This is a genomic window from Rhizobium rhizogenes NBRC 13257 (assembly GCF_000696095.1).
Classification (GTDB): domain Bacteria; phylum Pseudomonadota; class Alphaproteobacteria; order Rhizobiales; family Rhizobiaceae; genus Rhizobium; species Rhizobium rhizogenes.
The window spans coordinates 146,095-165,839 of record NZ_BAYX01000008.1; the positions used below are offsets into that span (position 1 = coordinate 146,095).

The following is a 19,745-nucleotide window of genomic DNA, read 5'->3' on the forward strand; positions in this document are numbered from 1 at the left end:
CACAAGTAGAAATTTTGACAATGATAAACTATAGCGACACCCCTGTTAATATATAACAAGCTTCTTACTTTTCTCAAACTCGGATTGTACGGCAATTGCCCATGTTGAGGTAAAAGCATTCTCATCGCCGTAATTTACCGTGAACAGCTCCGTCGTTCACGTATGTGTTTCCGAGGCCGATTTTCCGGGGTCGGCTGTTGGCGCGCTGCGTGAGCGATATTATATTTGGGTTGGACGACGCGGCCATCGTCGCGCTCGCGCATGCGGAAGGATTGTAGGACGCCATGTGGACCAGATCGAAAATCGTCATTGCTGCTTTGCTCCTGGCAAACGCCATGCCGGTTGCGGCGCTTGCCGATAATCCGCTGCTTCCCAAGCCCTATGTCCGTCCCGTCTATCCCTATAAGAATCTGCCCGGGGTGATCGCGCCGAAAATGGCTGCGGACGAAAAATTCCAATGCCGCACGACCACCGTGCGCGTTCGCGATTTCCACGATGGCATTTTCTGGCGGGGCCTGCCGCGTCTCGGTTACGTCTGCGAGCAGAACGGCGTCATCTCCGAGAGCACCAGCAAGCCTAATTATCAATATTGGCAATACAACGGCCCGGGCAGATAATCGTTCCACCTTGCCAAAATAATCGGCAGAAACATCAAATCTGACGCAGTTGGCCGCCTATCGCCTGCGCAGGTTCATGCGTCAATCTGAAAATAAATTTCACCTTTTCCAGTATTTTACCGAAGCTCGTTGACGAATGCGAAAATTTGCCCCAAGTTGACGAAAATAAATTACGTCGTGGGAACGATACGAGTATGCGAGTGGGAATTATCGGACTCGGATTCCGTCTGGGATATCTGGGCTATGTTTTCAAGGCGATCGACGAGAATTTCGAGATTGCGGGCTATGTCGATCCGGCGCCTGCAGGTCTGCCCGGTTTGATCGAACAGGGTATTTCGGCCGGCAAGGCCTATGCCACTCCCCAGGAGCTGATTACCAACGAAAAGCTCGATTTGCTGATGATCGGCTCGCCGAACCACTTGCATCTCGATCACATTCGTATCGGCCTTGAAGCCGGTCTGAAGATTTTCTCCGAGAAGCCGGTCGTTACCACCATCGAGCAGAGCATCGAACTTGCACGCCTGATGGCGAAATTCGGTCATGAGCAGCTGACTGTCGGCCTCGTGCTGCGCTATGCGCCGATGTATCGCGACCTTCTGGCCGCGCAGGCCGAAGGAAAGCTTGGCAACGTCGTTTCGATCGAGGCGTCCGAGCATATCGAGCCCTATCATGGCGCCTTTTTCATGCGCGACTGGCGCCGCTACGAGCATTATTCCGGCAGTTTCATGCTGGAAAAGTGCTGTCACGACCTCGACCTCTATAATGGCGTGATCGGAGCGCGGCCTGAGCGCGTCGCGAGTTTCGGCGGACGAAAGAGCTTCATCCCGGAAAACGATCCCGCCAAGGAAGGGATCAACGACCTGGAAATGTTCCATCGCAAGCCCAGCGGCTGGATGGGGTCGGACAAGGTCTTCGACAGCGACGGCGACATCATCGACTATCAGGTGGCGATCGTCGAATACGCCAACGGCGTCGGCATGAATTTCCATACCAATATCAACGTGCCGGACCAGTTCCGTCGCTTTGCCATCATGGGCTCGCGCGGCATGGCCGAGGGCGATTTCATCCGCGGCTACTTCAATGTTCACGAAATGCTCACCGGCAACAAGGTGATCGAGAAGACATACGCGACCCGCACGACGCTTTCCCAGCATTACGGTGCCGACGAGCAGATGGCCGCCGATATCATGGCGCATGTGAGGTCCGGCCTGCATCTGCCGGTCTCGACCCTGAACGCGCTGGAAGCCGGTATTCTGGCGCTGTCCATGGACGAGGCGCGCATGAAGAAGACGGTGGTGGACCTGCGCCCGATCTGGGACAGGTTCGACGAAGCGCTGCATTCTCGAGCTGCATAGAGAGGGGCGCAAGATGGGTGTTCAACGCAGCACGGTCATCTTCGCCTGGCTCCTGCTTCTTCCGGCTGTCCTCTACGTTCTCGTCATCGTTGCCTATCCGCTGGTCGACACCGTCATCCTGTCCTTCACCGATGCTTCACTGAAGAAGCTGACGAACTGGGTCGGCTTTGAAAATTATGCGAAGATCTTCAATGACACCTTCGCCTCGGTAATCGTCCGGACCTTCATCTGGACCTTCTTTTCGGTGTCGATCAAGATGATTATCGGCACTTGTGGCGCAATGCTTTTGAACGCGGCGGTTCCCGGCCGGGCGCTGTTCCGGGTGTTGACCATGCCGCCCTGGGTCGTGCCGATGGCCATCGGCATCTTCATGTGGGGCTGGATGTACAACGGCCAGTTCGGCATGATTTCCGGCCTGCTGCAGCGCTTTGGCCTCGTCGACAGCCCGGTAGCCTTTCTTGCCTATGGTAGCACGGCCTTCTGGGCAACGATCATCACGGACGTCTGGATCGGCGTGCCGATGGTGACGCTGTACATGCTGGCGGCTATGCAGGCGATCCCGCAGGATCTGCATGAAGCCGCCTGGACGGATGGCGCCGGCCGCTTCTATCGTCTTCGCCGTATCACACTGCCGCTGATGGTGCCCTCGATGGTCACCATGTCGATGCTGTCGCTGATCTCGACGTTCAATTCCTTCGACATCATCTGGATCTTGACACGCGGCGGCCCGAATGGCGAGACGACGACGATGATCATCGACACCTATCGCACGGCGATCGGGTCGTACAAATATGGGGAAGGCTCGGCCCGCGCAGTCCTGATCTGCATCTTCCTGTCGCTCTTCTGCCTCGCCTATTTCCGCCTGACCAGCCGCTTTTCAGCAGGAGCCAAGCGATGAGCCAGCCGATGATGATCAACCGCTACAGATGGTATGAGCTCGTCGGCATCTATGCCGGAATCCTGCTGTTTCTCACCTTCGTTCTGGCGCCTTTCGTCGAAGGGTTTCTGGTGTCGCTGAAGCCGCTGAGCCAGCTTTTTTCGTCACCTTACCGCTTCATTCCCGAAAACGGGTCGTTCGAGGCCTACCGGACGATGTGGACCAGCGTGCCGGGCTTCGGCTGGTATATTTTCAACTCCTTCCTGATATCCGGCACGATCACCATTATCGTGCTGGTGCTCGCAGTGCCGGCGGCCTATGCCTTCGCTCGCTTCGAGTTCAGGGGCGCCGGCCTGCTGCTTGGCGCTTTTCTTGCCGTCAAGATGTTCTCGGGCGCCGTCCTCCTGATCCCGCTGTTCCGGCTTATGCGTTCCTTCGGTGTGCTCAACACCTATTTCGCCATGATCGTGCCGGGCGTGGCCTTCATCATCCCAACCGGAATCTGGCTGCTGCACACCTATATGCGGCGCATCCCCCGGGAGCTCGATGAGGCCGCCTATGTCGACGGTGCGAGCCAGTTCTATACGCTGCGTCGCGTCATCCTGCCGATCGCCATGCCGGGCATCGTTGTGGTGGCGATTTCCTCCTTCATCGAGGCCTATGCGCAGCAGTTCATCTATGCGCTCACTTTCAATTCGAAGACCGAATACATGCCGCTGCCGGTAGGCTTGTTCGCCTATTTCGGCCGGCAGGAGGTCGTCTGGAACGAACTCATGGCTGCAAGCTTTGTCGGCATCGCGCCGGCGCTGGTCGTGATCTTCTTCCTGCAACGCTATCTCGTCAGCGGTCTGACCGCCGGCGCGGTAAAGCAATAAGCTAGACAATAACCACTAGAAAAAGGGGAGCTTAAACATGACAATCCATATCAAAACAGGGCTGTTCGCCCTTGCTTTGCTCGGCTCCACTGCGCTTGGCGCTGTGACCGTTCAGGCCGCCGACAAGGAGATCAGCTGGATCTATTGCGGCGACAGCATCGATCCGATCCATGTGAAATATATCAAGCAGTGGGAAGACAAGAATCCGGGCTGGGCGGTCAAGCCGGAAGTCGTCGGCTGGGAGCAGTGCCAGGATAAGGCGACGACGCTTGCCGCAGCCGGCACGCCGGTCGCCATGGCCTATGTCGGTTCGCGCACGCTCAAGCAGTTTGCCGAGAACGATCTTATCGTCCCGGTCCCGATGACGGATGCGGAGCAGAAGACCTACTATCCGGGTATTGTCGGCACCGTGACCTTCGATGGGCAGCAGTGGGGCGTACCAATCGCCTTCTCGACCAAGGCGCTCTACTGGAACAAGGACATCTTCAAGCAGGCAGGTCTCGATCCAGAAAAGCCGCCGACCACCTGGGCTGAGGAAATCGCCGACGCCAAGACGATCAAGGAGAAGACCGGTATCCCCGGCTACGGCCTGTCGGCCAAGACCTTCGACAACACCATGCACCAGTTCCTTCACTGGGTTTACAGCAACAACGGCAAGGTGATCGACGGCGACAAGATCGTGCTCGACAGCCCGGAAGTGCTGGCCGCCCTGCAGGCCTATAAGGATATCACGCCTTACTCCGTCGAGGGAGCGACTGCTTACGAGCAGAACGAAATGCGCGCGATCTTCCTGGATGGCAAGGTCGGTATGCTCCAGGCGGGCTCGGGCGCTGCCTATCGCCTGAAGGAAACGAAGATCAACTGGGGCGTTGCGCCGCTGCCGCTCGGCCCAGCGGCCAAGGGCCATGGGACGTTGCTCATCACCGACAGCCTTGCCGTCTTCAAGGGCTCGGGCGTCGAGGACAAGGCGATCGAATTCGCCAAGTTCATCACCTCTCCCGGTCCGCAGGGCGAGTATGAGCTACAGGGCGGCGCCGGCCTCACGCCGCTACGTCCATCTCCGCAGGTCGACGAGTTCGAGAAGAAGGACCCCTTCTGGAAGCCGTTCATCGACGGCATCAGCTACGGTGGTCCCGAGCCCTTGTTCAAGGACTATAAGGGCTTCCAGAACGTGATGATCGAGATGGTCCAGTCGGTTGTCACCGGTAAGGCCGAGCCGGCGGCTGCCTTGAAGAAGGCGGCGGCTGATCTCGAGCAGTATAAGTAAACCTTGCAGATCGTCGGGCCGCGCGCATTGCGCGCGGCCTTTCGAGCCCTGCCCGCCCTATGGCGGCGCCGTGCGGAGACAGAGTTTGGGACAGCTTCACCTTAATCAGGTCAAGAAATTTTACGGTCATTTCGAGGTCATCAAGGGCGTCGAGCTCGATGTGACGGATGGCGAGTTCATCGTCTTCGTTGGCCCGTCCGGCTGCGGCAAGTCGACCCTGCTGCGGATGATCGCCGGTCTCGACGATGTCACCAGCGGCGACATCATGATCAACGGCCAGCGCGTCAATGACTTGCCGCCGGTCAAGCGCGGCATCGCCATGGTGTTCCAGTCCTATGCGCTTTATCCGCATATGACGGTGTTCGAGAATATCGCCTTTCCGCTGCGCGTCGAAAAGATGCCGGAAGACAAGCTCAAGGCTCGCGTCGAGCACGCCGCCCGCATCCTGCATCTCGACCAGCGCCTGCAGCAGAAGCCGGGCATGCTGTCGGGTGGCCAGCGCCAGCGCGTTGCCATCGGCCGGGCGATCGTCCGCGAGCCAAAGATTTTCCTGTTTGACGAGCCGCTGTCGAACCTGGATGCGGCGCTGCGCGCCGATATGCGTATCGAGCTTGCCAAGCTGCACCGCCAATTGCAGGCAACGATGATCTACGTCACCCACGATCAGGTCGAGGCGATGACCATGGCGGATCGGATCGTCGTCCTCAATGCGGGCGAAATCGCCCAGACCGGCGAGCCGCTGGAGCTATATCATAAGCCGGCAAATAAATTCGTCGCCGGTTTCATCGGCAATCCCAAGATGAACTTTCTGCCCGTTATTTGCAGAGGCGTCAGCGAAGCGGGCGTCGAGGTCGATTACAAGGGCCAGACGGCACTGCTGCCGGTCGCGCCGCGCGACGGCGTGGTCGGCAAGGAGCTGACGCTCGGCATCCGGCCGGAGCACATACAGCTTGGCGACGGCGACATCTCCCTGACGATCATGCCGTCCGTGATCGAACGTCTCGGCGCGCAGACGGTCGCCTATGCGGCGCTGGAAGCGGATAGCGGCGAGAATTTCTGCGCCACGCTGTCCGGCAGCATCGCCATCCGCCCGGAGGTACCGCTCAAGACCGGCATCCGCGCCGCCGATTGCCATCTTTTCGATGAAGACGGCGTGGCTTTCGAACGTCGTGTCGAATTGACCGATATCGATATGGGGCTGTTGAGCCCGGTTGCCCCTTGACGCGCAAACGGTAAATCAGGGGCCACCCTCGTGGTTCGAGGCCCCGCCGCCATCGCCAACGCTCTGGCGACCGGGCACCTCACCATGAGGATGGAGCCGGCTGCCCTGTTCGGCGTAAAAGCTCAGCCCTCACCCTGAGGCAGGAGCGCAAGCGACCCTCGAAGGGCGAGGGCGGGTGAGGCGGGTTGATTACCAGACCAGCCCGCGCGCCGCGACGTCCTCGACGCGGGTGACGATGCCGTCGCGGTGGAAGACCATGCTGTCGAACAGGTTGGACACCACGCAGGTGTGGTTGGGAATGATGCGGACCTTGTCGCCGATCTCGGGGCGAGGGCCGGTGCATTTCGAAAGATCGATGACCCCATGCTCTTCCGAGAGACCGGTGATGACGGCCTCGGGATAGCCGACGACGACGCCGTGGTCTGAAAAACCGAGGAGATCGGAGGTCAGTGCCTTCGAGCCGGCATCGATGACGGCGCGGTCCGGCGTCGGGCGCGAGACGACGGTCGCGAGGATATGCATGGCGCAATCCTCCTCGCGGCAATGGCCGGCGCGCACCATGGAGCGGTCATTGTAGATATAGGTGCCGGCGCGGTGCTCGGTGGCAGCAGGCACCAGATGGGCGTCGAAAAGGCTCGGCGAGCCGCCATTGCTGACGATTGGGCATTCGATGCCGTTGCGCTTCAGAAGCGAGATGGTCTCGGCCAGAAAGGTCTGAGTGTCAGCGGCGCTGTTCGGCTTCGGATAGTTCATCAGTCCGCCGAAGACGAGGCCGGGCTTGCCGGCAATATGTCTGGCGAGAGTTGCGGCCGCCTCCGGCGTTTGCACGCCGCAGCGCCCGCCACCCGTATCGCATTCCACCAGCACGGTCAGTGGCTTGCGGGTCGCGAACCATGCCGAGAGCCCATCGACGGTGTAGTTGCTGTCGGCCACGACTTTCAGCGCGGCGATGCGGTCGTTAAGCGCCGACAGACGGGCAAGCTTTTCAGCCCCGATGATGTTGTAGGTGATGAGGATATCTTCGAAGCCGGCATCGGCGAAGACTTCGGCCTCGGTGATCTTCTGGCAATTGATCCCCTTGGCGCCTGCCGCCACCTGGGCGCTCGCCAGCGCGGGGATCTTGTGGGTCTTGATATGTGGCCGGAAGTTCAGTCCATGCGCGTCCATGTAGGACTGTACACGAGCGATATTGCCCGCCATGCGGTCCTCGTCGATGATCGGGCGCGGCGTCGAAATGTCCTCGATACGATCGCCCGGCTTGGGGCTGATTTCCGAGACGATATCATGTGCCATGTCAGGCAATTCCCTCTTTTGCCGCGTGCGGATCGGCAACCATCGGCCAGATGTCCTTTGGCGCGCGGCGATAGGGCGTGCGCGCCGGATTGTTCGGATAGGGCGTTCCGGCCGAGCAGTAAAGGATTTCCGAAGCGATCTTGGAAAAGGAGGCATAGAAATGGTTGGTCGACTTGATCACCAATATCTTCTTCTGTGTGGGGTCGATGCCCATCACCGAGAAAAGCGTGGGATCGAAGCTTTGTGCCCGCGTCGAATTGAGGATGATATCGATGCCGTCGAGTTCGATATGGGCCGCGTCGCCGAAGGGCGCGAAGCTTTCACCGAAGCGCATCTCGGCATTGGCGACAAGGCGCATGATCTTGACGATGCCGTCGATGGGATTGCCGGTGCCCGGCGCCGATTTCGCGCCGAAGCGCAACGGGATCTCCGCGCCTTCGCCGGCGGCCATGCAGATCTGCACTGCCATCGGGTCCCAGATCGTGCCGATCGCCGTGTCGCGGGCACCTCGGTGGAGCAATTCCTGAAGGACAACGGTGGCGTCGCCCGCCGTGCCGCCACCGGGATTATCCCAGAGATCGGCGATGACGACCGGCCACGAAGTCGCGGCCATAGCCTCCGACACCGCCTGCTTCTCGTCGATCTGCGGCATGATGAAAGTGCCGCGCTTGGAAAAGAGTTCGAGGCCGAGGTCGCGGGCGAGAGCGGAGCCCTTATCCGGCTTGTTATCGGTGACGACCAGCAGCTTCGTACCCATTTCAGGGACGTCGCCGGCCATGAAGCCGTGGATGACGGAGATAGACAGGATATCCTTGTCGGCCTCTTCCATGGCCATGATCTTGTCGACGAAGGAGCGCATCGGCTCGCGCGAGGTCGGAAAGACATCGATCATCCGGCAATCGAAGACGGACATGACGGGCTTCACGCGGCCTTCCAGCGTGTCGACAGCGATGCGCCAGAGATCCTCGGCGCGATCGACGAAGTCCGTATGCGGGAATTCCTTGAAATAGACGAGGAAATCCACCGCCGCGAGGCGTTTTTTCGTCAGATGGCTATGCGGGTCGAGCTCGACGCAGAGCAGGATATCCGGCCCGACGATTTCACGGACGCGGGTGAGGAAATCACCTTCGGTGTCCTCATAGCCATCGGCGACCATGGCGCCGTGCAGGCCGAGCACGACACCGTCGACCGGCAGGGCGGCGCGAAGCTGGTCGAGGATTTCGTCACGTAGATCCTCATAGGTCCGGCGGTTTACCAGACCGGCCGGATCAGCCCAGGCGGCGGTGCCCTCGATCAGTTCCCAGCCCTTTTCGGCGGCGACCCTGCGGCCGACCGTGATCGGCGCGGAGCAAAGCGTCGGCGTTTCCGGATGCGTGCCCGGCGGCGCATAGAGAGAAGCCTCAAAGGCGCGCCGGTCGACACAGATCGGAGAAAAGGTGTTCGTTTCGGTCGCGAGCACCGCAGTAAAAATGCGCAACGCTGTCGCCTCTATTCCATCGGATTCGGCAGGTAACCGGTGAAGCCCGAGATCTTCCAGCGGCCCTCATGCAGGCGGCAGTAATAGAGTGTCTGCCATTTCAGCACATCGACGCCGCCATCGGCCTTCTTCAGGCTGCCGTCGAATTTCTTGCGCACCAGCGCCGTCTCGCCTTCGATCTCGATATCTTCGAGCGTCGTGGTGGTGAAAATGGCAGTGCGGGGGTCCTCGGCGAAAGACTGGCGCGCGAAGTCCTGCGCTTGGCGCAGCCATTCGTCGCGATAGGCGCTAAGTGTCGGAAAGGCGAGGCGCCATTTGTCCGGGCTGATCTCGCGGCGGCCGTCTATGCCGATAAAGCCGTCCTCGACGAAATCATGCGCCACCAGCGACCAGTCGGCGGCGAGAAAAGCGTCGATGTCGCGCGGCACAAGCATCTCCCAGATTGCATGGCGAGCGGTATCGTCGGTAGGGAAGGGATTTTGGAAAGGATCGCGCATTGGGCCAGCCGTATTTAAATTCTTTTCATAAATTACGATTTTCACTGGCCAAATTCCGCTTTCTATGGTCACTTGTCAACGTATCAAGAAAATAATTTGCAGGAATGGAAAATGCCCATCAAGCGTTATGGCTCCGGCCAGACGGGTGCCGGTGGTAAGCCGTTGCCCTTCGCGCGTGCTGTCGAGGCCAATGGCTGGTTGCATGTCTCCGGCCAGGTCGCCATGGAAAATGGCGAGATCATCGATGGCGGTATCATCGCTCAGACCCACAAGACGATCGGCAATGTCATCGCCATCCTTCAGGAGGCCGGCTACGGCCTGGAGCATGTCGTGCGCGTCGGCGTCTGGTTGGACGATCCGCGCGATTTCTGGAGCTTCAACAAGATCTATCAGGACTATTTCGGCGCTCATCCGCCGGCGCGTGCCTGCGTGCAGGCGTCGATGATGGTGGATTGCAAGGTGGAGATCGATTGCGTCGCCTATAAGACGCCGGACGCTTGATAGACGCCACGACAGGGGAGGGGCCGATGGATATTTTCACGACCATGCAGGAGGAGAGGGCGCGGCTTTCGCAATCGGAAAACCGCATCGCCGATATCGTCCTCAACGACTTCGAATTTGCGGTCAACGCCTCCATCATCGAGCTCGCCGGCAAGGCGGATGTCTCGCCGCCGACCGTCACCCGCTTCTGCCGTCGGCTCGGCTGCGACAGCTTTTCCGATTTCAAGGTCCAGCTCGCCCGCACCGCCTATGTCGGCATGCGCTATATCCGGCCCGAGCCGAAGAGCATAGCACCGGCCGATGTCGCCCAGGACATCATCACCAAGGCGCAGAATGCCCTCTTCCTGCTGCATCGCGGACTGGATATCCCGGCCATCGAGCAGGCGGCGAACCGGCTGGCCGGCGCCGAGATGATCTATGCCTTCGGCTCCGGCGGCAATTCCTCGATGATCGCCAGCGAATTGCAGAACCGGCTTTTCCGCCTCGGCCTTCGCGTCACCGCCAGCTCCGATCACAGCATGCAGCTGATGATGGCCGCCGCCGCCAAGCCGGCGGACGTGCTGATCGGCTCGTCCTTCTCCGGCCGCAATGCCGAGCTGGTACGCGCCTTCACGCTGGCGCGCGAGGCGAAGGTGCCGACGATCGCGCTGACGCAGAGCCAGAGCCCGGTGGCGCTTGCAGCCGACATCACCGTGCCCGTCGATCTGCCGGAAGGCGACAATATCTATCGGCCGACATCGACGCGCATCGCCTATCTCGCGGTCGTGGACATTCTCGCCAGCCTGGTCGCCTACCGCATCCAGCCGCAGGCGACGGTGACCTTGCGCCGCATCAAGCAACAGCTCGTTGCCCATCGGGACGGCGACGACCGCCAGCTCCTCGGCGACTAAACCCTATTAAAGAGGAAGAGCCACATGAGCAGATCCGTCGCCATCGTCACCGGAGCCGCCGGCGATATCGGCCGCGCCATCGCGAGGCGCCTGGCGGATGACCACGATATCGTCCTGCTTGCCGATATCGACCCCGCCGCCGCTGAAGCTGCCGCTCGCGAGCTTGGGCCGGCGGAACGCTTCGTTGCCGTGAAGGTCGACGTCACCAGCGAGGCCGATACTGTCAACATGGCGAAGGTCGCGGCCGGGCTGGGCGTGGTCAGGACGCTGGTCAACAATGCGGGAGCGGCACGTGCGGTCAGTCTGCACGATACGACGCCGGAGATCTGGCGCGCTGACAATGCGCTTAATCTGGAGGCGGCCTTCCTCTGCTTCCGCGCCGCCGAGGACATGCTGAAGGCATCGAAGGGGTCGCTGATCAACATCGCCTCGGTCAACGGCATGGCCGTCTTCGGCCACCCCGCCTATAGCGCCGCCAAGGCCGGGCTTCTGCATTTCACCCGGCTGGTCGCGGTCGAATACGGCAAGTTCGGCATTCGCGCCAATGCCGTGGCCCCAGGCACGGTACGAACACAGGCCTGGGAGGCGCGTGCCAGTGCCAATCCGAATGTCTTCGAGGAGGCGCGCCGCTGGTATCCGCTACAGCGTGTCGTTGATCCCGCCGATGTCGCCAACGCCGTGGGTTTCCTGGCAAGTCCGCTCGCTGCGTCCATCACCGGCGTCTGCCTGCCGGTCGATTGCGGCCTGACAGCCGGGCAGGCGGAGCTTGCCCATACATTCTCACAGTCCGACCATTATTGAACGCTTGTTGTTATAAAAGGGAACAGACATGCAGCCAGCTTCCTATCATCTCGAACACACCTGGTCTCCCGAAGGCGGTCCGAACGGCCGCCTGACCTTCACGCTGATCAATCTGTCGGATGCGCCGCTCACGGGGTTTAGCATCGTCTATACGTCGCTGACGCGCGTCATCGATACCAAGGCGTGCGACAATGCCGTCTTCCTGCGCCGCAACGCCAATTTCCACGAATTCGCCCCGCCTGCCGGCCTGTCCGTTGCGCCCGGCGACAGCTGGACCTTCAGCGTCAGCGGTTTGCACCGCGTCGCGAAGCACTGCACGGACGGCGCAAAGTCCGCCTATCTGACGCTTGCCGACGGCAGCCATGTCGATGTCTCCATCTCCGACCTCCTGCTCGAAGGCCGTGTCAGCGAGCCGCCGCCGGTGCTGCTGCCGGAAGGCAAGCTCGACCTGCCCTTCGCCATCCAGCCCTGGCCGGCGGCGATCGACGTCAAGCCGGGCGAAGACTTTCCGGTCGCGCTCTACCCCGCCAAGGGAACGGATGGCGCCAGCCTGAAAGCGGTTGCGACGGCGCAGGCGCTCTTCCAGCGCCTGTTTCCCGTCAATCACACCCCGTTCAGCCTCATCTCTGTGCCACAGGGGCGGCCCCTGCGCTTCGTCGAACGGGCGGCCCTCGCCAAGGAGGCCTATGAGCTCGCTTTCTCGTCCACCGAGATCGTGCTTGCCTATTCCGCCGAGGCCGGTCGTCTCTATGGCCTGACGACGCTGGCGCAGCTTCTGGACGGCGCGCGGTGCGAACCGGGCAAGTTCCGCTTCCCGGTCACCGGCACAATTTCCGACCAGCCCCGCTATGGCTGGCGCGGCTGCCATCTCGATGTCTCCAGGCAATTCACGCCCAAGGATGATGTGAAGCGGCTGATCGATATCCTCGCCTGGCTGAAGCTCAATATCTTCCATTGGCATCTGACCGACGACGAGGCCTGGCGGCTGGAGATCAAGGCCTATCCGGCGCTGACCTCGACCGGCGTGCTGCGCGGCCCGGACGAGCCTCTGCTGCCGCAGCTCGGCAATGGCGCCGAACCCGTCGGCGGCTTCTATTCGCAGGATGATATCAGGGAGATCGTCGCGCACGCTCTGGCGCTCGGCATCGAGGTCGTACCGGAAATCGATATTCCCGGCCACAACGCAGCCACCCTTGTCGCCTTGCCGGATCTGACCGATGGGCAGGAGGCGCCGGAAAGCTATCATTCCGTTCAGGGCTACCCCAACAATGCCCTCAACCCGGCGATAGAGCTGACCTATGAATTCCTCGGCAAGGTCTTCGACGAAATGGTCGAGCTATTCCCTTCCGAATACCTTCATATCGGCGGCGACGAGGTGGCCAACGGTTCCTGGCTCGCCTCGCCAATGGCGCGCAAGCTGATGGAGCAGGAGGGCATCTCGGGCACCTTCGCGCTGCAATCCTACTTCCTGAAGCGGGTGAAGACGATGCTGACCGAGCGCGGCCGCAAGCTCTCCGGCTGGAACGAAGTTGCCCATGGCGGCGGCGTCGGCACGGAAGGCACGCTGCTGATGGCCTGGGAGAAGCCCGAGGTCGGCATCGAGCTAGCGCGCGAAGGTTATGATGTGGTGATGACGCCGGGCCAGGCCTATTATCTCGACATGGTGCAGGCGGAAGCTTGGCAGGAGCCGGGTGCGAGCTGGGCCGGCACCGTGCCGCCGGCGCATACCTATGCCTATGAGGCCGAGGGCGATTTTCCGGATGAGCTGAAGGATCGGCTGAAGGGCGTGCAGGCCTGCATCTGGCAGGAAAACTTCCTCTCTCGCGCCTATTTCAACCGTCTGGTCTTCCCGCGCCTTCCGGCCATCGCCGAAGCTGCCTGGACGCCTAGGGCGGGCAAGGACTGGCAGCGGTTTGCGGCCATCGTGCCACTCAGCCCAAGCCTGTAAGAACGACTTCCGAAAGCGTGACGCTGCCTGCGACATTGTGGGCAGCGCGCGATACTGTCACAAAAATGATATGGGGTACATAATAATAGGGTGCTTCTGATAGCGAAGTCTATGACTGAGAAGAGGAATCCCCCATGAAGAAGATTATACTGGTTGCGGCATTTGGGCTGTGCGCCTCGAGCGCGATGGCGATATCGCGCTATGATACCCAGGCCATGAGTTGCGCGGCCGTACACGACAAGGTCGCCCAGGAAGGTGAGGTCGTGCTGCAGCATCCCTCCAGCACCGTCAGCAACCTGACGGTCTATGATCGCTATGTGTCGAACTCGGCGGCCTGCATGAACCGCGGCATCCCGACGAAGGTGTCGGTGCCGACGTCGGACGACCCGAGCTGCAAAGTGTTGCTTTGCGCGCCGGCCACGGGCAAGGGGCATAACCGCAAGGGCTGATATCGGATTTTATCCTTGGGATCGCCGTTGAGGCGATCCCAAGGAAGCAAGCGGGCAGACGGGTGCCGTTATCCGACCGCCTCGGCGATTACGGCCTTCACCTGCGCATATCGGCCACGAACCGATTTCTCGATATGGAGCGTGCCAGTGGGAAAGCGCGAATAGCTGGCGAAGCTGAGATCGATGAATGTCTCCAGCGAGATGAGACGATAATCATTGTGCATCTTGAAGAAGTAGGATCCCCGCGCGCCGAATGTCTCGGCAATTTCCGGATAGACCGGATAGCACGGCCCCTTGAGAAGATTGTCCATCGGCACAATGCCGCCTTCGAACGTCTGAACGCCAAGGCGCTTCATGAAGGCGCGCGCAATATCATAGACGCAATGAATCTTCGGATGGTTCACCGAATACATGAAGGAATCGCCGCGAGACCAGTTCCGGAACGCGGATGAGATATCCAGCCCGTGCTGCGCAAAATTGTTGATAAGATCCGTGCGCTCTTCTTCCCAGCGCGTCAGGAAGCCGCATCGTTCAAACACATCCCGCCGAAATAGTTTGCGGGTCGCTTCTGCGGACAATCCGGCCTCATAAGCGGCCAATACGATCATCGAGTGATACGCGCTCATCGGCCCATCGAGCGGGCCGCCGCTTTCCGAAAAAGCATAGCAGACGTCGGGGTGATAAGCGTCGAACTCTATCGAGGGAATGATGTCGAGATTGCGCGCGGCCGTGAAATCGAAATCCATGGTCTGGAAATACGGATGGATGATCACCCTGAAATAGTCGGGCAAGGTTGCCCGGTATTTTTCGATACCATGCTGGAACGCATAGACATCAACCGCCTCGATATGAAACTTCGGATTGAGCAAATTCAGGGAATTCGCAAGCCCAAACGTTTGGCAGTTCGACAGCAGGAGCCATGTCTCCATCTAATCCGTCCTAAGATTTTGTTTTAAATAAACTTTCCTGCGCTGTGAGGCCGATTTCTTACATCGGTAAGGCCAGCGTGAGGAAGAGGCGTATAGATGTCACGCGCAACTATGTTTTTGCGACCTTGGCCTGTCTATATGAATAGCGTCACGGATGGGCAATTCGCGGCACGGGGGCGCCACCGGCGCCAACGGCCATAGGAATGATGTGCCAGACATGGAATGGCTGATGGGGGATGCGGAGGCCGATGGACGTCCTTGCATCGATGGATGGCGCAGCTGCCTGGGCAATTTCGCGCCCGCAAACCTAGCGGCTGGCGGGGAAAGTTATATCGAAGCCGTTCGGGGAAATATCATCGACATCCGTCTGGCCCCCGAGGGGGAACTTATCTGACAAAAATCGATGAAAGAACCAACGAAATCAACGTTGGAAAAATGGAATGGTGCCCAGAAGAGGACTCGAACCTCCACACCCTTTCGGGTACCAGCACCTGAAGCTGGCGCGTCTACCAATTCCGCCATCTGGGCGACGGACACGCATGTAAGGGGGTGGCTCTCCGGTGTCAACAGGGTTTTTGAAGTTTTCGTGTCAAACTGGAAAAAAGCGGTTGAAGCCCGGCCTATGCCCGGGCTTTCGCCCAGGCGCGGATGAGGCCAAGTCCCTGTTCCAGCAAGGCCTTTGCTTCGTTTTCTCCCGCTGCTTCGACATAGCAGCGCATTTCCGGGGCATTTCCGGAGGGCCGGAAATGGATGATGCGGCCATCGGAGAGCGTCACCCGCAGTCCGTCGATATCGCTCTTCGACGCAACACCTGAGACCGGCGCCAGGAAGCTTGCGAGATTCGCATCCGAGGCGCGTAGATAGGCCATCAAAGCGGCGCTGGTTTCGACCGGAAAATTCTCCAGCCGGTCGGCAGCGGCGAAGGGCAGACGGTAGCCGCCGGCAACGGCCGAGAGCGGCTGTCCGGCGAGCGCGGCGGCGTACAGCGTCGCAAGGATCGGAAGGAAGCCGTCGCGTGTCGGCAGGGGCTGTACCGGCTCGCCTTCGATGATGAAGCGGCTGGCCGTCAGCGTGCCGCCATTCGCCTCGAAGCCCATGACATTGGTCTTGCCGGCCGCCAGCGCCTCGTCCATGCCGGCGATGACGTAGGGCGAGCCGACGCGGGTGCGGGTGACCGAATAGGTGCCCGCGGCCTCGATGCCGGAATTGGAGGTGACCGGCGTCACCACCACCTCCGCGCCGAGGAAGTTTGCGGCGATAAGGCCAAGCAGGTCGCCGCGCAGAGGCTCGCCGGTCTCATCCGCCAGAAGCGGCCGGTCGCCATCGCCATCGGCCGAGACGATCGCATCCAGCCCGTGCTCCGGCGCCCAGCCCTTCAGCAGGCGGATGGTTTCAGCAGAGACCGCTTCGGTATCGACGGGAATGAAGCTTTCGGAGCGGCCGAGCGGCACGACGCGCGCGCCATAATGCGCAAGCACCAGACCAAGCAGGTCGCGCGCCACCGTGCTGTGCTGATAGACGCCGATCGTAAGGCCCTTGAGGCTGTCGGCGGGCAGGAGGGCGATATTGCGTTCGAAGTAGAGTGCTTCGGTCTGCGCCGAGCGATCTTCGCCGGTTCCGGGTGTCTCGTCCATGTTCGCGTCGCCGATCGCCGCGGCTTCCGCACTGATCGCCAGTTCGTCCTGCTTGTCGATTTCGCCGTCCGGGCGATAGAATTTGATGCCGTTGCGGTCGGCCGGAATATGCGAGCCGGTGATCATCAGCGACGCGGCCTTGAGCTCCAGCCCGTAAAGCGCCAGCGCCGGCGTCGGCAGCGTGCCGCAATCGACCGGCGTGAAGCCGGCACGCTTCAGCGCGCCAATGCAAGTGGCCGAGATCGATGGGCTGGAATCGCGGAAATCCCGACCGACAAGGATGAGATCGCCGGGCTGTGCCTGGCCGCTTTTCAGCAGATGGCGGGCAAAGGCTGTGGCATAGAGAGCCGACGCCCGTCCCACGAGATCCACTGACAGGCCGCGAAGGCCGCTGGTGCCGAATTTCAAGCTGCTCACGCGCAATCTCCTCGTAATCTTTGCGCTTCTTATGAAACATGCCGGGAAAAGGATCAACTGATCGATGATGGCCAAATGCCTGCCATCGCGGCACTGGTTTTGTCCGGGGCGAGAACCCAAATACAAAGACGAGCCGTTGAAGAGGCGACGTTGCGTCGCCGAGATCGACAGTACGGGAGCCCGTCATGACTGTTTTCGCCAAAATCGCCTATGGTTGCGCTCTTGGCCTCGCCTTGTTGTCACCCCTGGATGTCAGCCATGCGGCCTCGAAAAACCCGACGATCGTCATCCCGCCCCGCGCTAATGGATCTGTCCTTTGCGACTATCGCGGCTGTTTCGGTTTCGGGCGGCAGCAATGGTATCGCCGCCCCGGCCAGCCAATCCCCAATCCGCCGCCGGCTCTCGGCGGCAGGAATCGTTATGACAATCCCGGGATCGTCATCCCTCCGCGCAACAACTATGTCCCACCGAAGACCAATTATCGTGCGCCTGTCGATAATAGCACCCGCCATCGGGTGTGGTGTGCCGACCGCTATCGGACCTATAATCCGGGGACGAACCTCTACACCACGCTCCACAATGGTTTTCAGGCCTGCCGCTCGCCCTATCAATGATCGAGCTTGGCCGGCCGGCGATTTCAACGCCGGTTCGCGTCTTTTGCCGACGTCTGCAGATGAAAGCGAAAATAAATCGCTTGCTTTTGGCGCGACTTAGGCGGTCCGTAAGATGTCATCGCTTCCATGTGGTCGCGATCCAAACAAGGAGCCTGAAATGGCAAAGGGTCAAGTAAGAGGAAATCGCGAAACGCGAAAACCCAAGAAGGACAAGACAGCCGAAGCTCCAAAGCCGCAGCCGGGCTTTGCCGTCAAACAGGCTGGAACCCCGATGGGCTTCGGCAAGAAAGACAAATAACGAGACGGAGGCGCGCCTATCCGGGCTGCGCCTCCTCCAAAATATCTGTCAGCTCTCCAGCGATGCGCGGTCCGTATGGCCGAGATCGCGATCGGGATCAATGACATCGCGCACCCGCTGCTTCAGCTCCTTCGGTCCCGGAAAGCCGCCGTCGCGCTTGCGCTCCCACAGCAATTCGCCATCGATGCGGATTTCGAAGACGCCGCCGGTGCCCGGCAGTAGCGCCACTTCGCCCAGGCTGTCGGTGAACGTCTGCAGCAGCTCCTGCGCCATCCAGCCGGACCGCAGCAGCCAGTTGCATTGGGTGCAATAGAGAATGGTGATCCGCGGCTTGTCGCTCATCGTCGGCTTCCTTGTTGTCTCCTGACATTTAGGCGCAGCTTCGGCCGGCCGCAAGCACCCCGCTCTTGCGCCATCGATCCGCTCATGGTCATCTTCGCCAGGGGCAATTTTCGGGAATCACGGGAATGCGGGTCGCAATCATTGAGAATATGAAGAACACGCCGATTGGCGCCCTTGGCATGGCGCTGAAGGAGGTAGGGGCGGAGCTTGAATGGTTCCGGGCATGGGACGGCGAGAGGCTTCCACAGGATGTGACGTCGCATGATGCGCTCGTCGTACTCGGCGGCGAACAGAATGCCCGCGATGACGAGACGCATCCCTATCTGCCGGAGCTGGCGCAGCTGATGCGCCGGTTTGAGGAGGCCGACAAGGCCGTGCTCGGCATCTGCCTCGGCAGCCAGATCCTGGCGCGCGCCTATGAGGCCGAAAATCTCATCGGTGCCGCCCGCGAATTCGGCTGGAAGACGGTCGGCGTCACCGAGGAGGGCAAGGCTGATCCGCTTCTAGCGAGTGTCGGCGACGAATTCACCATCTTCGAATGGCATTCCGACACGTTCACGCTGCCCGCCTGCGCCGTGCGGCTTGCCACCAACGATATCGCCCGCAACCAGGCTTACCGCATCGGCCGTGCCACCTACGGCACGCAGTTCCATTTCGAGGCCAATGCCGATGTGGTCGAAGGTTGGCGGAAGGATTTCAAGGAGACGATCGAACGCATCGAGCCTGGCTGGCAGGAGCGCTTTCCCGAGATCGCTGCGCAGCATGCGGCGGCGGCCGAGACGGCCGGGCTGGTGATCGCGCGGGCCTGGGTGAGGACGATTGGCGTAGCGGTGGAGCAGCGCGAGGAGGTAGCGCTCTGACGAACGGAAGCTGCCGGAGTTGATATTAAGCGGCCGCGCCGGGAGGCGTCGGCTCGACACTAAGCTGCCCGGCATCAGATCTTAGCGAAACGAGGATCAAGAACCGGAGGAGACCAACCTATGACCCAGCCAGAATTACCCTGGGAAGGCGGATGCCGTTGCGGGCAGGTGCGGCTGAAGGTCAGCGCCAGGCCGCTGCTCGCCATGGCCTGCCATTGCACCGGCTGCCAGCGCATGTCCTCCAGCGCCTATTCGCTCAGCATCGCCATTCCGAGCGACGGTTTCGAAGTCACGCAAGGCGAGCCCGTCATCGGCGGGATGCGCGACGAAAAGCTGAAGCATTATTTCTGCCCAAGCTGCATGAGTTGGATGTTCACCCGCTTGGAGGGGCTCGACTGGTTCGTCAATCTGCGCCCGACCATGCTCGACGACGCCAGCTGGTTCACGCCTTTCGTCGAGACCTGGACAAGCGAAAAGCTTCCCTGGGCTGCGACTCCGGCTAAGCATAGCTATGCGGCACTGCCGGCGATGGAGGATTTCGAGGTGCTGACGAAGGAGTATATGGGGCAGGGGTGAGGCGAG

Annotated in this window: 21 protein-coding genes and 1 tRNA gene; 15 read left to right on the top strand and 7 right to left on the bottom strand. The window is 60.6% G+C overall.

Annotation, left to right across the window (positions count from 1 at the left end; all coding sequences use genetic code 11):
• Nucleotides 1–284 precede the first annotated feature (284 nt).
• From RRH01S_RS19355 to RRH01S_RS19380, 6 genes are all read left to right on the top strand, one after another.
• Nucleotides 285–617: a hypothetical protein gene (locus RRH01S_RS19355; protein ID WP_007692670.1), complete on the top strand. Its 333-nt coding sequence runs from the start codon at nucleotides 285–287 to the stop codon at nucleotides 615–617.
• 194 nt (nucleotides 618–811) lie between these two features.
• On the top strand, nucleotides 812–1,972 hold the full coding sequence (locus RRH01S_RS19360) for a Gfo/Idh/MocA family protein (protein WP_037220993.1): 1,161 nt from the start codon (nucleotides 812–814) through the stop codon (nucleotides 1,970–1,972).
• 13 nt (nucleotides 1,973–1,985) lie between these two features.
• Nucleotides 1,986–2,870 (top strand): carbohydrate ABC transporter permease, encoded by an 885-nt coding sequence (locus RRH01S_RS19365; protein WP_007692657.1) that lies wholly within the window; start codon nucleotides 1,986–1,988, stop codon nucleotides 2,868–2,870.
• Nucleotides 2,867–3,724 carry a carbohydrate ABC transporter permease gene (locus RRH01S_RS19370; protein WP_007692655.1) on the top strand — a complete coding sequence of 286 codons (858 nt, stop codon included), beginning with the start codon at nucleotides 2,867–2,869 and terminating at the stop codon, nucleotides 3,722–3,724. The genes RRH01S_RS19365 and RRH01S_RS19370 overlap by 4 nt, the downstream gene beginning before the upstream one ends.
• A 37-nt stretch (nucleotides 3,725–3,761) precedes the next feature.
• A complete protein-coding gene (locus RRH01S_RS19375; protein ID WP_007692653.1) occupies nucleotides 3,762–4,991 on the top strand; it encodes an ABC transporter substrate-binding protein in 1,230 nt (409 codons plus the stop codon).
• An 85-nt stretch (nucleotides 4,992–5,076) separates the two neighbouring features.
• On the top strand, nucleotides 5,077–6,213 hold the full coding sequence (locus RRH01S_RS19380) for an ABC transporter ATP-binding protein (protein WP_007692651.1): 1,137 nt from the start codon (nucleotides 5,077–5,079) through the stop codon (nucleotides 6,211–6,213).
• A 189-nt stretch (nucleotides 6,214–6,402) separates the two neighbouring features.
• Here the strand turns inward: RRH01S_RS19380 and RRH01S_RS19385 are convergent, their stop codons facing one another.
• From RRH01S_RS19385 to RRH01S_RS19395, 3 genes are read right to left on the bottom strand one after another with little or no spacing between them, the layout of a single operon-like run.
• Nucleotides 6,403–7,506 carry a D-TA family PLP-dependent enzyme gene (locus RRH01S_RS19385; RefSeq protein ID WP_012650803.1) on the bottom strand — a complete coding sequence of 368 codons (1,104 nt, stop codon included), beginning with the start codon at nucleotides 7,504–7,506 and terminating at the stop codon, nucleotides 6,403–6,405.
• A gap of 1 nt (nucleotide 7,507) precedes the next feature.
• Nucleotides 7,508–8,983 (bottom strand): M81 family metallopeptidase, encoded by a 1,476-nt coding sequence (locus RRH01S_RS19390; protein WP_012650804.1) that lies wholly within the window; start codon nucleotides 8,981–8,983, stop codon nucleotides 7,508–7,510.
• Between the two features lie 11 nt (nucleotides 8,984–8,994).
• Nucleotides 8,995–9,480, bottom strand: coding sequence for a hypothetical protein (locus tag RRH01S_RS19395; protein ID WP_034519996.1), 486 nt, complete (start codon nucleotides 9,478–9,480; stop codon nucleotides 8,995–8,997).
• A gap of 111 nt (nucleotides 9,481–9,591) precedes the next feature.
• On the opposite strand from RRH01S_RS19395, the gene RRH01S_RS19400 reads away from it, so the two are divergent.
• The 5 genes from RRH01S_RS19400 to RRH01S_RS19420 all read left to right on the top strand — a co-directional run bounded on the left by RRH01S_RS19400 (nucleotide 9,592) and on the right by RRH01S_RS19420 (nucleotide 14,069).
• Entirely contained in the window at nucleotides 9,592–9,981 is a 390-nt protein-coding gene (locus tag RRH01S_RS19400; RefSeq protein WP_007692644.1) for a RidA family protein, read from the top strand.
• A 26-nt stretch (nucleotides 9,982–10,007) separates the two neighbouring features.
• Nucleotides 10,008–10,871, top strand: a complete 864-nt coding sequence (locus RRH01S_RS19405; RefSeq protein WP_007692643.1) for a MurR/RpiR family transcriptional regulator — start codon at nucleotides 10,008–10,010, stop codon at nucleotides 10,869–10,871.
• 24 nt (nucleotides 10,872–10,895) lie between these two features.
• On the top strand, nucleotides 10,896–11,672 hold the full coding sequence (locus RRH01S_RS19410) for an SDR family oxidoreductase (RefSeq protein WP_007692642.1): 777 nt from the start codon (nucleotides 10,896–10,898) through the stop codon (nucleotides 11,670–11,672).
• A gap of 28 nt (nucleotides 11,673–11,700) precedes the next feature.
• Entirely contained in the window at nucleotides 11,701–13,620 is a 1,920-nt protein-coding gene (locus tag RRH01S_RS19415) for a beta-N-acetylhexosaminidase (RefSeq protein ID WP_042473780.1), read from the top strand.
• 134 nt (nucleotides 13,621–13,754) lie between these two features.
• Entirely contained in the window at nucleotides 13,755–14,069 is a 315-nt protein-coding gene (locus RRH01S_RS19420; RefSeq protein WP_042473783.1) for a hypothetical protein, read from the top strand.
• 68 nt (nucleotides 14,070–14,137) lie between these two features.
• Here the strand turns inward: RRH01S_RS19420 and RRH01S_RS19425 are convergent, their stop codons facing one another.
• The 3 genes from RRH01S_RS19425 to RRH01S_RS19440 all read right to left on the bottom strand — a co-directional run bounded on the left by RRH01S_RS19425 (nucleotide 14,138) and on the right by RRH01S_RS19440 (nucleotide 17,040).
• Nucleotides 14,138–14,998 (bottom strand): WcbI family polysaccharide biosynthesis putative acetyltransferase, encoded by an 861-nt coding sequence (locus RRH01S_RS19425; RefSeq protein ID WP_007692639.1) that lies wholly within the window; start codon nucleotides 14,996–14,998, stop codon nucleotides 14,138–14,140.
• A 441-nt stretch (nucleotides 14,999–15,439) separates the two neighbouring features.
• A tRNA-Leu gene (locus RRH01S_RS19435) sits at nucleotides 15,440–15,526 on the bottom strand.
• A 92-nt stretch (nucleotides 15,527–15,618) separates the two neighbouring features.
• Nucleotides 15,619–17,040 carry a phosphomannomutase gene (locus RRH01S_RS19440; RefSeq protein WP_174010254.1) on the bottom strand — a complete coding sequence of 474 codons (1,422 nt, stop codon included), beginning with the start codon at nucleotides 17,038–17,040 and terminating at the stop codon, nucleotides 15,619–15,621.
• A 194-nt stretch (nucleotides 17,041–17,234) separates the two neighbouring features.
• Between RRH01S_RS19440 and RRH01S_RS19445 the strand changes: the two genes are divergently transcribed.
• Together RRH01S_RS19445 and RRH01S_RS34455 are read left to right on the top strand one after the other, a co-directional pair.
• The gene (locus tag RRH01S_RS19445; RefSeq protein ID WP_007692631.1) at nucleotides 17,235–17,663 is read left to right on the top strand and encodes a BA14K family protein; all 429 of its coding nucleotides are present in this window, start codon (nucleotides 17,235–17,237) and stop codon (nucleotides 17,661–17,663) included.
• A 157-nt stretch (nucleotides 17,664–17,820) separates the two neighbouring features.
• Entirely contained in the window at nucleotides 17,821–17,961 is a 141-nt protein-coding gene (locus tag RRH01S_RS34455; RefSeq protein ID WP_007692629.1) for a hypothetical protein, read from the top strand.
• Between the two features lie 48 nt (nucleotides 17,962–18,009).
• On the opposite strand, the gene RRH01S_RS19450 is transcribed toward RRH01S_RS34455, so the two are convergent.
• Entirely contained in the window at nucleotides 18,010–18,303 is a 294-nt protein-coding gene (locus RRH01S_RS19450; RefSeq protein WP_007692627.1) for an Rdx family protein, read from the bottom strand.
• Between the two features lie 125 nt (nucleotides 18,304–18,428).
• Here RRH01S_RS19450 and RRH01S_RS19455 point away from each other — a divergent pair, with 125 nt between their 5' ends.
• Complete coding sequence (locus RRH01S_RS19455) at nucleotides 18,429–19,163, top strand: type 1 glutamine amidotransferase (RefSeq protein WP_034520004.1); 735 nt, start codon at nucleotides 18,429–18,431, stop codon at nucleotides 19,161–19,163.
• A 120-nt stretch (nucleotides 19,164–19,283) separates the two neighbouring features.
• Nucleotides 19,284–19,739: a GFA family protein gene (locus tag RRH01S_RS19460; protein ID WP_007692624.1), complete on the top strand. Its 456-nt coding sequence runs from the start codon at nucleotides 19,284–19,286 to the stop codon at nucleotides 19,737–19,739.
• The last annotated feature ends 6 nt before the right edge of the window (nucleotides 19,740–19,745 follow it).